The following is a 13,102-nucleotide window of genomic DNA, read 5'->3' as shown; positions in this document are numbered from 1 at the left end:
GCCTATGCGTCAGGCCAGCGCCAGGCCGGCGACGATGGGCGCGTGGTCGGACAGCTTGGCCCACAGGCTGCCGTGCATCACCTCGGCCGTCTCGACCTTGAAGCCGCGCACGTAGATGCGGTCCAGCCGGAAGAACGGCAGCGCCGCCGGAAAGGTGCGCGCCGGCGTGACGCCGGGCTTGCGGCGCAGCGTACGCACCAGCTCGTCGAGGGTGGAGTTGGAGCCGATCTGGTCGAAGGCCTCGACCACGCCGAGCGCGTTGCGCAGCTCGGCGCTGAGGGTGTTGCGCCAGTCGTTGAAATCGCCGGCGATGATGACCGGCTCGCCGTCCGGCGCCGAGGCGCGCACGGCCGAGATCAGCGCCTGGGTCTGGCGCCGCCGGCCCGCCTCGAACAGGCCCAGGTGGACCACGTAGCAATGCACCGCGCCCTTGGGCGTGTTGAGCACGCAGTGCAGGATGCCGCGCTGCTCGTAGGCGTGGTCGGAGACGTCGTGGTTGGCCTGGTTGGCGATCGGGAAGGCGCTCAGCAGCGCGTTGCCGTGGTGGCCGTGGTCGTACACCGCGTTCATGCCGTAGGCGGCGTGGGCGTGGCGCGACTCGCCGGCGAAATACTCGTGCTGCGCGGCGGCCGGCCAGTGCTTGTGGCCCAGGTGCTCGGCGCCGTACTTGGCGGCGTTCAGGTCGTGCTTGCCCTGCACCTCCTGCAGGAACACCACGTCGGCGTCGAACAGGCCGATCGCCTGCTTGAGCGCCAGCACACGCGGTTCGCTGCGGATGGCGGACACGCCCTTGTGGATGTTGTAGGTCGCGACTCGGATTTTCATCCTTGTATTCTAACCCTGAGTCCGGAATTGCGGCGTATGCCGCCGCACACAACGCGGGCCTAGGCCCAGGCGTGCTCGAGCGTGCTGGTGCCGACCAGCACCACCTCGTGCGGCCCGGCGCTGCTCTGGACGCCGCCCGCCAGGTTGGCCACCGTCTGCATCACCGTGGACTCGTAGGCGAGCACGCTGGTGTTCTGGTCGACGTGCGCCAGCAAGGCGCGCGCCACGGACGCCGCGGCGCTGCCGGAGTAGCCGGCCAGTTCGGCGGGCGTATCGAGCAGCGACGTGAAATTGGAGGCGACCACCAGGCGGTTGTTCACCAGCGCGCCGTCGATCAGGCCCTGGGCGCTGGTGTTGTGCTCCGCGCCTTCCAGCACGCTGAGCGCGGCCAGCGGGCGCGGCAAGCCGGCCTTAAGCGAGTTGACCCAGTAATTCACGCCCTCGTCCGGGGCGCGGCCCAGCACGTGGGCATAGATCGCGGTCAGGAAATCCAGGTCGCTGCCGTTGCCCAGCGCGGCGGGGTCGGAGCTGAGGGCGAAGTTGTCCACCATCGCCTTGACGGTGGCGTTGCTGTAGTACGCCGTGATGAAGCCGCCGGTGGTGGTCGGCGCGTGGGTGGTCATCATCTGGCTGACCATGCCGCTCAGGCCACCGGGGTCGGCGGGATTGCCGAAATACGCGATATAGAATTTCTGCGCCATCGCCACATAGGGCGCGCGCGCCGCATCCTCGTCCACGGCGGCCTGGGTCAGCGCCATGGTGCCGTCGGCGAACGCCAGGCGCTCGATATTGCTCAGGGTGTCGCTCTGGCCCGGATCGATCTTGGACGTGACCGTATAGCCGGCGCCGCTGGCGGCCAGCGTGTAGCTGCCGAAGGCGCCCGTGTAGACGGCGGTGTCGGTGCCGGCGCCGCCGTCGATGATGTTGTGGCCGCCATTGCCCTGCAGGTGGTTGCTGCCGCTGTTGCCGATCAGCGTGTCGCTGCCGCTGCCGCCGATGGCGTTCTCGATCACCGTGCCGTAGGCGATGGCCAGGTTGTCGGTGCCGTCGTAGGTGGGCACCGGCGGATCGGTCTGCCAGTTGATGCCGGCGCCGGTGTCGGACGGAATGTGGATGGACGAGTAGTGCCCCTGCTGCAGGTCGATCAGCGAACCGTTGCTGAAGTTGGCGATCGAAATGGTGTCGTTGCCGCCCGCGTCCCAGATGGTGGTCAGGAACGGCGTGGACGGATCGAAGGTGTAGGTGTCGTTGCCGGTGTGGTAGGTGGTGTTGGCGCCGTACAGGTATTGCATCGCCGCGATGTCGTCCAGCATCGGCGAGTTCGGCACCACGGTGTAGGACTTCCACGAGGCCGAATTGGCGCTGTCGGTGACGCGGACAAACAGGCTGTGCGGCGCATCGTCGTAGGCCATCACCGAGTACTGGCGGGTGGAGTGCGCCGGATCGACCGGATTGTCCTCGAAGGGATGCTTGAGGCCGAGCGCGTGGCCCAGCTCGTGCACCAGCGACATGTAGTTGTACGAGCCCACCGACCAGTCATTACTGCTGAGTGCGCCGTCCGCGTCGGTGCTGATCCAGACGTCGCCGCCGGACGGGTAGATGCTGCTCGGGAAGCTGGCCCAGCCCCAGGCGGCGCCGCCGTCGCTGGCGGTCTCGCTGGCCGAGGTCCAGGCCAGGCGGATGTCGCCGACCGAGGTGGTGGTGTCGGCCACCAGCACCGGCTTGACGTTGGCGACGTTGGCCCAGGCCTGCAGCGCGGTCTGCGCGGCCGCCTGCTGCACCGTGTCGAGGCCGTAATGCTGGCTGGCGTGCGGCTCGTCCAGGTCGGAGTAGCTGCCGCCGCCCGGTCCGCTGAAGACGGCCGAGCCGAAGGAAAACGGGAAGCTGTAGCTGACCGTGGCGCCCGTGCCGACGCCGCCGCCCCACTTGTAGCCGCTCAGCAGCGCGTCGACGGACAAGGTGCCGGAATCGAAAACAAACGACGCCGGGCTGGACTTGGTGGGGCTGGTCATGCGGGTTCTCCTGGAAGCGGGCCGTCAGACGGGCCTGCCTCTTGATTCTATGCAAAAAGAATCGGAATGAACAGGGAAGCCGCGAACTGAAAAAAATTATGCCGTACGGCAATATCTTGTCAATTGTAATATAGCTTCAGCGTTGGAGGAAGAAAAACAACGATCGGCCGCCTCCAGCCAGGGCAGCCAGACGTGGTTCAGGTGCTCGCGCGGGGCCAGCGTGATGGCGATGTCGCGCGGCACCTCGACGCTGAACACGTGCTCGGTGTTCTCGGTCACGCCCGGCGCGTAGCGGTGGCGCCACACCGGGTAGATGGTGTAGACGTTGGACAGCCGCCAGTCGCGCAGCACGATGGTCTCGCCGTCGGCGACGATGCCGGTCTCCTCGAACAGCTCGCGGCGGGCGGTGTCGAGCAGCGGCTCGTCGGGCGCGTCCAGCGAGCCGGTCACCGACTGCCAGTAGCCGGGGCGGTCGGCGCGCTCGATCAGCAGCACTTGCAGGTCGGCCGTGTGGATCACCACCAGCACCGACTCGGGAATCTTGTAAGGCTTCATGGTTCGGATAAAAGAAAAGGCGCCGAAGCGCCCTTTCCATTGCAAAGATTTAGCTTGCCACTTTCGGCTCGGCGGCGCGCAGACGGATGTGCAGTTCCTTCAACTGCTTCTCGTCCACTTCCGACGGCGCCTGGGTCAGCAGGCACTGGGCGCGCTGGGTTTTCGGGAAGGCGATCACGTCGCGGATCGAATCGGACTTGGTCATCAGGGTCACGATACGGTCCAGGCCGAACGCCAGGCCACCGTGCGGCGGCGCGCCGTATTGCAGCGCGTCGAGCAGGAAGCCGAACTTCAGGCGGGCTTCGTCGGCGTCGATCTTCAGGGCGCGGAACACTTTCGACTGTACTTCCTCGCGGTGGATACGGATCGAACCGCCACCCAGCTCCCAGCCGTTCAGGACCATGTCGTAGGCCTTGGCGATGCAGGCGCCCGGATTGGTTTCCAGCCAGTCCTCATGGCCGTCCTTCGGCGCGGTGAACGGGTGGTGGGTCGCGGTCCAGCGGTCCGACTCTTCGTCGTATTCGAACATCGGGAAGTCGATCACCCACAGCGGCGACCAGACGTCGTCGAACAGGCCGGCCTTCTTGCCGAATTCCGAATGGCCGATCTTGACGCGCAGCGCGCCGATGGCGTCGTTGACCACCTTGGCCTTGTCGGCGCCGAAGAAGATCAGGTCGCCGTCCTCGGCGCCGGTCAGTTCCAGCACCTTGGCCAGCGCGGCGTCGTGCAGGTTCTTGACGATAGGCGATTGCAGGCCGTCGCGGCCCTTGGCCTTCTCGTTGACCTTGATGTAGGCCAGGCCGCGCGCGCCGTAGATGGCGACGAACTGGGTGTAGGCGTCGATTTCCGAACGGGGCATGTCGCCGCCCTTCGGTACGCGCAGGCCGACCACGCGGCCGTTGGGCATGTTGGCGGCGCCCGAGAACACCTTGAAGTCGACGTCCTTCATCACTTCGGTCAGGTCGGTGAATTCCAGCTTGACGCGCATGTCCGGCTTGTCCGAACCGTACTTGCCCATCGCTTCGGCGAAGTCCATCACCGGGAACGGGTTGGGCAGCTCGACGTTCATGGTGTTGCGGAACACCTTGCGGATCATGTCTTCGAACAGGTCGCGGATTTCCTGTTCGGTCAGGAACGAGGTCTCGCAGTCGATCTGGGTGAATTCAGGCTGGCGGTCGGCGCGCAGGTCTTCGTCGCGGAAGCACTTGGTGATCTGGTAGTAGCGGTCGAAGTTGGCGACCATCAGCAGCTGCTTGAACAGCTGCGGCGATTGCGGCAGCGCGAAGAAGTTGCCGGCGTTGACGCGCGACGGCACCAGGTAGTCGCGCGCGCCTTCCGGGGTCGACTTGGTCAGCATCGGGGTTTCGATGTCGATGAAGCCCAGCTCGTCGAGGTACTTGCGCACTTCCATCGTGACCTTGTAGCGCAGGCGCAGGTTGTTCTGCATCTGTGGACGGCGCAGGTCCAGCACGCGGTGGGTCAGGCGGGTGGTTTCCGACAGGTTGTCGTCGTCCAGCTGGAACGGCACGGCCACGGATGGGTTCAGCACTTCCAGCTGCGAGCAGACCACTTCGATCTTGCCCGACTTCAGGTTGGCGTTGACAGTGCCGGCCAGGCGGTCCTTGACCACGCCGGTGACGCGCAGGCAGAACTCGTTGCGTACGGCTTCGGCGGCCTTGAATACTTCAGCCTGCTCCGGATTGCAGACGATCTGCACCAGGCCCTCGCGGTCGCGCAGGTCGATGAAGATCACGCCACCGTGGTCGCGGCGACGATGTACCCAGCCGCACAGGCTGACGGTTTGGCCAAGCAGCGCTTCAGTGGTGAGGCCGCAGTAGTGAGTACGCATTGAGGACATGTTTATTTCTCGGTTCAGGTTAAGTTACTCAGTTAATCTTTTATTTGCCGGCGGTGTCGATGATCTTGGGCGCCTCTTCCGGCGCCACCACACCCATCGACACGATGTACTTCAGGGCCGCATCGACGGACATGTCGAGCTCGACCACGTCCTTGCGCGCCATCATCAGGAAAAAGCCCGACGTCGGGTTCGGCGTGGTCGGGATGTAGACGCTGACATAGTCGCCCACCAGATGGTTCTTGACGTCGCCGCCGGGGGTGCCGGTCAGGAAGGCGATGGTGTACGAGTTCTGGTGCGGGTACGGAATCAGCACCGCCTTGCGGAAAGCGTTGCCGGACGACGAGAACAGCGTGTCCGACACCTGCTTGACGCTGGAATACAGCGAACTGACGACCGGGATGCGGGTCAGCAGTTTTTCCCACAGCTTGACCACGTAATTGCCGACCAGGTTGTTGGTCAGCAGGCCGGTCAGGAACACGATGAGGACCGTCAGCAGCGCGCCCAGGCCGGGCAGATCGACCCCGATCAGCTGCTTCATGTCCGGCCGGTGGTCTTTCGGTATCAACAGCAGCGACTGGTCCATGGTGCCGATGATCAGGTTCAGCACCCAGGCGGTAATCGCCAAGGGCACCAGGACCAGCAAGCCGGTAATGAAATATTTACGCATCGATTACTCTTGAAGTGGGTGTGGCTGCGGTGGATCCGCGTTTCAGTCCGACTTCGTGCCGGTGGCCGGCGCGGCCGGCGCGGCGGCCGGCGTGTCCGTCGGCGCGGGCGCGGCCGGTCCGGTCGCGGTACCGGTCGCCGGCGGCGTGCCGCCACGGAAATCGGTCACGTACCAGCCCGAACCCTTCAACTGGAAGCCGGCGGCGGTCAATTGTTTCTTAAACGTTTCTTTGCCGCACGACAGGCAAACAGTCAGCTGCGGGTCGGAAATCTTCTGCAAGACATCCTTGGCAAAACCACATGCCTCGCAGCGGTAGGCGTAGATCGGCATCTATTACTCCGCAAAAATCATCAAAACCCTGAATTATAAAGCTTTTTCCCGGCAAGCTGCCTGTTTCCGATGACCAAGGGCCATCAGCCGCCGATTTCGCCCCGACGGCGCCAGATCATCCAGCGCTCCTTGTCCTTGAACACGGGGATGGAATCGCCGACCGCGTCGTCGGCGATGCACTCGAAGCCGGCTTGCAGCAAGGCGTCCAGCTCGGCGCGCGTGATGCCGAACGGCGGGCCCTTGGGCGCGTCGTCGAAGAAGAAATAGCCGGCCAGCAGCGCGCCCGGCGCCAGCAAATCAGCCCAGCGTGCCGCCACCCGCGGCCGCATCGCGCGCGGCAAGGCGCACAGGAAGGCGCGCTCGTAGATCAGTTGCAGTGGCCGCTGCGGCTGCCACGTGAAGAAATCGGCTTCGACCACGCGCGCCGCGTGCGGGCCCACCGCCGCCTTGCCGGCCGCCACCGCCGCCGGCGAGAAATCGATGGCGACCGCGTCCCAGCCGGCGTCGGCCAGGAAGGCCAGCTCGTAGGCCGAGCCGCAGCCGGGTATCAGCGTGGTCAGCGGCGCGCTGGCGGCGGCGAACCCGCGCAGCGCCTGCGGCACGCCGCCCCGGTCCCAGGGCGTGAACCGGCGCTCGAGGCGCTCGTCCCAGAACGCCGGCGACATCGGGTCGCGCTGTTCAAAGTCCGCCATGGTCAGACGAAGTGATGCCAGCGCAGGTACAGCTGGTGGCCGGCCACGCCGACGCCGAACGCGCAGGCGAAGTAGATCACCAGGCTCAGCAACCGGTTGGTGCGCTGCTGCTCGTGGATCAGCACCTTGATCAGCTCGGCGTTGTCGGACGGCTTCTCGCCCTGCTGCTCCAGCGCGCGGTGCAGCAGACGCGGCAGTTGCGGCAGCACGTGGGTGTAGCGCGGCGCCTCCGCCTTCAGGCGCTGCCACATGCCCTGCCAGCCAACCTGCTCGGCCATCCAGTTCTCCAGGTAGGGCTTGGCTGTCTTCCACAGGTCCAGGTCGGGATCGAGCTGGCGGCCCAGGCCTTCGATGTTGAGCAGCGTCTTTTGCAGCAGCACCAGTTGCGGCTGCACTTCGACGTTGAAGCGGCGCGAGGTCTGGAACAAGCGCAGCAGGATCTGGCCGAAGGAGATGTCCTTCAGCGGCCGGTCGAAGATCGGCTCGCAGCAGGCGCGCACGGCCGACTCCAGCTCGTCGACGCGGGTTTCCTTGGGCGCCCAGCCGGACTCGATGTGGGCCTCGGCCACGCGCTTGTAGTCGCGGCGGAAGAAGGCCAGGAAGTTCTGCGACAGGTAGTCCTTGTCGAAGTCGTTCAAGGTGCCGACGATGCCAAAGTCGAGCGCGATGTAGCGGCCGAAGCTCTGCGGATCGACCGACACCAGGATGTTCCCCGGATGCATATCGGCGTGGAAGAAGCCGTCGCGGAACACCTGCGTGAAGAAGATCTCGACGCCGTCGCTGGAGAGTTTTTTCAGGTCCACGCCGGCCGCCTCCAGGCGGTCGATCTGCGACACCGGGATGCCGTGCATGCGCTCCATCACGATCACGCTATTGGAGCAGTAGTCCCAGTACATCTCCGGCACCAGCAGCAGCTGGGAGTCGGCGAAGTTGCGGCGCAGCTGGCTGGCGTTGGCGGCCTCGCGCATCAGGTCCAGCTCGTCGTGCAGGTACTTGTCGAACTCGGCGACGACTTCCCTCGGCTTGAGGCGTTTGCTGTCGGACCAGATGCGGCCTATCCATTCCGCCGCGATATGCATCAGCGCGACGTCCTCGTCGATGGACTTCTTCATGCCGGGACGCAGCACCTTGACCGCCACCTGCTTGCCGTCCTTGAGCGTGGCGAAGTGCACCTGCGCGATCGAGGCCGACGCCACCGGCGTGCGCTCGAAGCTGGCGAACAGCTGGTCGGGATGGGCGCCGAGCGACTTGCGGATCTGCGCGATGGCCAGGTCGGAATCGAACGGCGGCACGCGGTCCTGCAGGCGCGACAGTTCCTCGACCAGGTCGGCCGGGATCAGGTCGCGGCGGGTCGACAGCACCTGGCCGAACTTGACGAAGATCGGCCCCAGCTCCTCGAGCGCCATGCGCAGGCGCACGCCGCGCGGCGCCGACAGGTCGCGCCAGAAGAACACGGTGTCGATCAGCTTGGCGATGCGCGGCTTTTTCAGGCCGGAGATGGCGATTTCGTCGAGGCCGTACTGCACCGATACCCGCAGGATCTTCAGCAGGCGTAGGAATTTCAACATCATTTTTTGGGGTCCAGTTTCTGTTCCAGTTTGGCCAGGCGCTTGGCGGCGCGCTCGACGTCGTCGCGCAGGCGCACCACGTCGGCCGAGAAGGCTTCCACCGTTTGCGGGCGGATCAGCACGGGTTTTTCATCGAGCAGGAATTCGGCGACGTTCTCGGCCAGCTTCTGGTGGCCGTTGCGGATCGCCTCGAACGCGGCGCGCGCGCCGGACACCACGCGCACGGCGGCGATCGGGCCCACCACTTTTTCCAGGTCGTGCTCGGCTTCCCAGCGCAGCGACTTGCTCAGGCTGGAGATGGCGTTGGCGAATTCGGCGTCGCCCTCGATCTGCACGTAGGAAAAGGCGCGCTCGCGGTTCTGCGCGATCAGCGGCAAGTCGGACAGCTTGACGCGGATCGTGACGCGCGCCGGCTCCTCGGGCGGGGCGGCCTCCAGCATGCCGTCGGCCGTCACGCGCAGGCGCAGCACGACGGCGCCGGTGTCGATGGCGGCGATCTTGCCGGCGTGGCGCAGCAGTTCCTTGCGCGCCCAGGGCTCCTGCGCCAGCAGGTGATTGATGGCGGCGCTGGCCGGCGCCGCGGCGGAGAAATTCGGTGGTGTCATTCGCTAACCATGAAAACAAAAACCGCAAAGCAAAACCGCCCGAAAATACGGGCGGTCCTGATCTTACCAGCTTGCCGGGAATTTACGGCAATTACGCAAGTTGCTGGATCCCGGCCAGCATCCAGCCGGATGCGCCGGACACCGGCTTGGACAGGTTCCACACCTCGTTGAACGGCTCGGCCAGCGCGTCCGGCGCGGGCTTGATGGTGCCGGTGAACTTGACGCTGGCCAGGTAGTCGTGGTCGCTGGTTTCGATGCCCAGCAGCTCGGCGTCGATGGTGACGACATCGGTGTAGTCCTTTTGCGCGCCGCGCTCGCTGATCTGCATCTTGAGCTCGGCAAACACCTCGGGGGTGGTGAATTCGCGGATGTCGGCCGAGTCGCCCTTGTCCCAGGCCGCTTGCAGGCGGATGAAATTGCTCTTGGCCACGCGCAGGAAGGACGGCGCGTCGAAGTCGGCCGGCACGCCCCATGGTGTGTGAGCGACCGGCGCGGCGGCCTGCTGCACCGGCTCGGGCTGCAGGCGCGAACCGATGTCCGGCGTGCGGCTTGGCTGCATCTGGTACACATTGTTGCCGCCGCCATTGCCGCCAAACGCGGCCGGCGCCGGTTGTGCGCGGCCACGGACCAGGCGGACGATGAGGAACACCACGCCGCCCACCAGCGCCAGCAGGATCAGCGTGCCGAACAGGCTGCCGATGGCGCCGCCCATGCCGAAGTGCGAAAACAAGGCGCCGATGCCCAGGCCCAGCAGCGCGCCGCCCAGGATGCCCTTCCACGGGCTGGCCGGCTTCGGCGGAATCGCGGCCGGAGCGGCCGGTGCAGGCGCGGGCGCGGCCTGGCGCGGCGCGGGCGCCGGCGCGGTGGCCGGCGGCATGCGGCTGACGTTTTGCGACTGGCGTCCGATCGTACGGCCGCCGCCCATTGGACGGGCGGTCGCCTCGGCCAGCATCGACAGTGCGGACACGGCCAGCACGGCGCCGATCAGGATTTTCTTGATGTACATGCTATTCCTATGACTACAGTTTGATACCGGTGTGTAAAGCGGCCACACCCGCCGTCAGGTTGTAATACGTGACACGTTCCAGGCCCGCCTCTTCCATCATGGTCTTCAGCGTTTCCTGGTCCGGGTGCATGCGGATCGATTCGGCCAGGTAGCGATAGCTTTCGGCATCGCCGGCGATCTTCTGGCCCATCCACGGCAGCACCTTGAACGAGTAGATGTCGTAGGGCTTCTGCAGCGGCTCCGCCACCTTCGAGAATTCCAGCACCAGCAGCTTGCCGCCCGGCTTGAGCACGCGGCGCATTTCCGCCAGCGCCTGGTCCTTGTGGGTCATGTTGCGCAGGCCGAAGGCGACGCTGACGCGGTCGAAATAATTGTCCGGGAACGGCAGTTTCTCGGCGTCGCACAACAAGGTGGGGGTCGTCAGGCCGCGATTCAAGAGGCGGTCGCGGCCGACGCGCAGCATCGACTCGTTGATGTCGGTGAGCCATACCTCGCCGGTCGGGCCGGCCTGTTTGGCGAACACCTTGGCCAGGTCGCCGGTGCCGCCGGCGATGTCCAGGCACTTGAAACCGGGACGCACGCCGGCATTGGCGATGGTGAACATCTTCCAGATGCGGTGCAGGCCGGCCGACATGACGTCGTTCATGATGTCGTACTTGGCGGCGACAGAATGGAAAACCTTGGCGACTTCGCGGACCTTCTGGTCTTCCGCGACGGTTTTGTAACCGAAGTGAGTGGTATTGGTCATGATAGGCAGGCCTGTTAGTTTGCCTGCATTATACAAGACGCTACTGCGCCGGCAGGTGCCGCCACGCCAGTCCCAGCGCAGCGCGCTTGGGAAAACCCTTCCACAGGCCCGGATCGGGCTTGATGGTGCCGTCCGCGCCCAGCGGCGGCAGGTCCAGGTAGGGCTGGAACGGCTGCTGCTTGAGGTGGACGCCGAGGAAGGCCGTCACGAAATGCTGGTTGATGTTGTTGATGCGACGGCTGTCCCACACCGGCTCGGCATAGGACATGAAATCGTCGAAGTTGGCCAGCATGGCCGGCGACGGCGGGTTCGGCGCCGAGTTGTGGCGGCCGCCCTGGTAGGTCAGCAGGTAGCGGTCGGCGTGGATGGCGCCCTCGAACAGGCGCAGCACGCCGTCCTGATAGCCGGCCACGTCGTCCTGGTCGCCGCTGACGAACAGCGTTGGCGTACGCACGCCGGCCAGGCCGGCCGGCTCCCACACCTTGTGCGCGCCGCCCCAAGGCGCGAACGCCACCACCGCCTTGATGCGCGGATCGCGCCGCGCCTCGTATTGCGCGTTGCCCTGCTGGTTGACGGCCAGCTTGCCGCCGGGGACGAACGCCACCGCCACCGGGCTGACGCCGGCGCCGACCGTGTTGAGCGCGCCGTAGCCGCCCATCGAGTAGCCGACCAGCGCGGTGTTGTCGGCGTCGACCAGGCCGGACAGGAAGTGGCCGCTGCCGGGCTGGCTCCACGCGGCCACGGTTTGCAGCACGAACAGGTCGTCCTGCGCGCGGTTCAGCAGCGTGCTGGCGAAGCCGGCCTTGTCGGCGCGGGTCGACTCGGGATGGTCGATCGCCACCACGACGTAGCCTTTGGAGGCGAGGTTCTCGGTCAGGTAGCTCATCTGCATGCGCGAGCCGGGATAGCCGTGCGAGACGATCACCAGCGGATAGCCGCCGGCCGGCGCGGTGGCGGCCGGGGCTTGAGGCACGGCGTCGCGCGCGGCGCGGCCGTTGAAGGTGAACGGCGTGTTGGGACGGGCCGGATCGTTCGGGCCGGAGCCGAGCACATCGGTATAAACCGTATGTTCTTTTTGGCCAGGCTGGAGTTGGGCGGGGTACCAGACTTCGAGCGTCAGCTTGCGGCTGTAGCGCGGGTTGGTATTGGCGTCGCTGTAACGCAGGATGTCGAGCTGGTCCGCATGCTCGGCAGTCAGCGTGCGTACGCCGACCGGCAGTTGGCCGCGCGCAGCGAGTTCCGGCGCATCGGGCCGCGCATCGCCAAAGTATTCCTGGGCGCTCAAAGGCGCGGCGACCAAGGCCAGCGCCAGCAACCAACCTCTGCAAACATCCCTCATGCCAACTCCCCTCAAGCGAAACCGCCAACTATCGCACGGCGCTGTGACAGCTTGATGAAATCCGTTTGATTTAGCCGAAGCCGCGGCCAACCGGACGGGCTAATCTGGCTGAAGCCATCAGAGGTTCCGCCATGCCGCCCACCGTCTATCTCGACACCTCCGTCATTTTGCACTTGGCCGATCCGCCAAGTCCTAATCCGATCATCCGTGCCTGCCAGCAGCTGACCCAGCTTTGGTGGGATACCCGCTGCGACGCAACCAACACGTATGTTTCCGAGTACGTCATCGCGGAAATAAGGCACGGCGATCCGCTCAGCATGGCGCGCCGCTTGAGAAAGATTGAATTTTTGCCCCGGTTACCCGATGGCGGCCGAACGGAAGGCATTGCCGAACTTTTAATCTGCGGAGGCGGTCTAAACGCAAGAGCCATGAAATCCGCCGAGCACATTGCCTGTGCCGCGCAGAACCGGAGCGAAATCCTGCTCACGTGGAATTGCCGGGACATCGCCAACGCCGGGCAATTCCGACTTCTAAGGATACTAATCAACGCGCAGAGGCTGCATCTGCCCGAACTGGTAACCCCCTTTGAACTGATGGAGAATCGCTATGAAAATATATGACGTGGAAATTCCGCCCGACCTGGAGATTCCAGAACTAGACGAAAAATCGCGGGCAGAGATAGACGCGCTGCATGATGAGATCGCGCGCGACAGAGCGGAACGCAAACGACAAGTGGAGATGTCGCCGTACAAGGATTGGGGAGAAACCCGGACACCGGCTTCCGCCCCGCCGTCTTCCAGCGCCGCGCCATCCATTAATATCGAGGCACTACGCGAGCTACCTCTGCATGTGCGAGCGATCTTCGCCTACGTGCTGCGTGAGCACGTCACGCGTTAA

14 protein-coding genes are annotated in these 13,102 nt (G+C 65.3%); 2 read left to right on the top strand and 12 right to left on the bottom strand.

The features are described from left to right. Positions 1-9: 9 nt before the first annotated feature. The 12 genes from HUX88_RS16720 to HUX88_RS16665 all read right to left on the bottom strand — a co-directional run bounded on the left by HUX88_RS16720 (position 10) and on the right by HUX88_RS16665 (position 12,205). Positions 10-825: an endonuclease/exonuclease/phosphatase family protein gene (locus HUX88_RS16720; RefSeq protein ID WP_117014372.1), complete on the bottom strand. Its 816-nt coding sequence runs from the start codon at positions 823-825 to the stop codon at positions 10-12. 59 nt (positions 826-884) lie between these two features. Further along, on the bottom strand, positions 885-2,837 hold the full coding sequence (locus HUX88_RS16715; RefSeq protein ID WP_176362494.1) for a M10 family metallopeptidase C-terminal domain-containing protein: 1,953 nt from the start codon (positions 2,835-2,837) through the stop codon (positions 885-887). A 96-nt stretch (positions 2,838-2,933) separates the two neighbouring features. Continuing rightward, entirely contained in the window at positions 2,934-3,392 is a 459-nt protein-coding gene (gene nudB, locus HUX88_RS16710; RefSeq protein ID WP_117014374.1) for a dihydroneopterin triphosphate diphosphatase, read from the bottom strand. 49 nt (positions 3,393-3,441) lie between these two features. Next, complete coding sequence (gene aspS / locus HUX88_RS16705) at positions 3,442-5,241, bottom strand: aspartate--tRNA ligase (protein WP_176362608.1); 1,800 nt, start codon at positions 5,239-5,241, stop codon at positions 3,442-3,444. A gap of 49 nt (positions 5,242-5,290) precedes the next feature. Next, entirely contained in the window at positions 5,291-5,917 is a 627-nt protein-coding gene (locus HUX88_RS16700; protein WP_117014376.1) for a DUF502 domain-containing protein, read from the bottom strand. A gap of 42 nt (positions 5,918-5,959) precedes the next feature. After that, positions 5,960-6,247 (bottom strand): FmdB family zinc ribbon protein, encoded by a 288-nt coding sequence (locus HUX88_RS16695; protein ID WP_161098072.1) that lies wholly within the window; start codon positions 6,245-6,247, stop codon positions 5,960-5,962. An 83-nt stretch (positions 6,248-6,330) separates the two neighbouring features. Further along, positions 6,331-6,939: a methyltransferase domain-containing protein gene (locus tag HUX88_RS16690; protein ID WP_176362493.1), complete on the bottom strand. Its 609-nt coding sequence runs from the start codon at positions 6,937-6,939 to the stop codon at positions 6,331-6,333. 2 nt (positions 6,940-6,941) lie between these two features. Beyond that, entirely contained in the window at positions 6,942-8,510 is a 1,569-nt protein-coding gene (ubiB, locus tag HUX88_RS16685) for a ubiquinone biosynthesis regulatory protein kinase UbiB (protein ID WP_176362492.1), read from the bottom strand. Next, entirely contained in the window at positions 8,507-9,112 is a 606-nt protein-coding gene (locus HUX88_RS16680; protein ID WP_176362491.1) for an SCP2 domain-containing protein, read from the bottom strand. The genes ubiB and HUX88_RS16680 overlap by 4 nt, the downstream gene beginning before the upstream one ends. A gap of 91 nt (positions 9,113-9,203) precedes the next feature. Further along, positions 9,204-10,118: a Tim44 domain-containing protein gene (locus tag HUX88_RS16675; RefSeq protein ID WP_176362490.1), complete on the bottom strand. Its 915-nt coding sequence runs from the start codon at positions 10,116-10,118 to the stop codon at positions 9,204-9,206. A gap of 13 nt (positions 10,119-10,131) precedes the next feature. Further along, positions 10,132-10,866: a bifunctional demethylmenaquinone methyltransferase/2-methoxy-6-polyprenyl-1,4-benzoquinol methylase UbiE gene (ubiE, locus tag HUX88_RS16670; RefSeq protein WP_161092695.1), complete on the bottom strand. Its 735-nt coding sequence runs from the start codon at positions 10,864-10,866 to the stop codon at positions 10,132-10,134. A 40-nt stretch (positions 10,867-10,906) separates the two neighbouring features. Further along, the gene (locus HUX88_RS16665; RefSeq protein ID WP_176362489.1) at positions 10,907-12,205 is read right to left on the bottom strand and encodes an alpha/beta fold hydrolase; all 1,299 of its coding nucleotides are present in this window, start codon (positions 12,203-12,205) and stop codon (positions 10,907-10,909) included. A 131-nt stretch (positions 12,206-12,336) separates the two neighbouring features. Between HUX88_RS16665 and HUX88_RS16660 the strand changes: the two genes are divergently transcribed. Then, on the top strand, positions 12,337-12,825 hold the full coding sequence (locus HUX88_RS16660; RefSeq protein ID WP_176362488.1) for a hypothetical protein: 489 nt from the start codon (positions 12,337-12,339) through the stop codon (positions 12,823-12,825). After that, on the top strand, positions 12,812-13,102 hold the full coding sequence (locus HUX88_RS16655; RefSeq protein WP_161098747.1) for a hypothetical protein: 291 nt from the start codon (positions 12,812-12,814) through the stop codon (positions 13,100-13,102). The genes HUX88_RS16660 and HUX88_RS16655 overlap by 14 nt, the downstream gene beginning before the upstream one ends.

Origin of the sequence: Duganella sp. BJB1802, from assembly GCF_013369445.1 — a bacterium.
GTDB classification, from domain to species: Bacteria; Pseudomonadota; Gammaproteobacteria; order Burkholderiales; family Burkholderiaceae_D; genus Rugamonas; species Rugamonas vulcania_A.
Note: the sequence above shows the minus strand (reverse complement) of the source record. Positions and strands in the feature narration are given on the sequence as shown.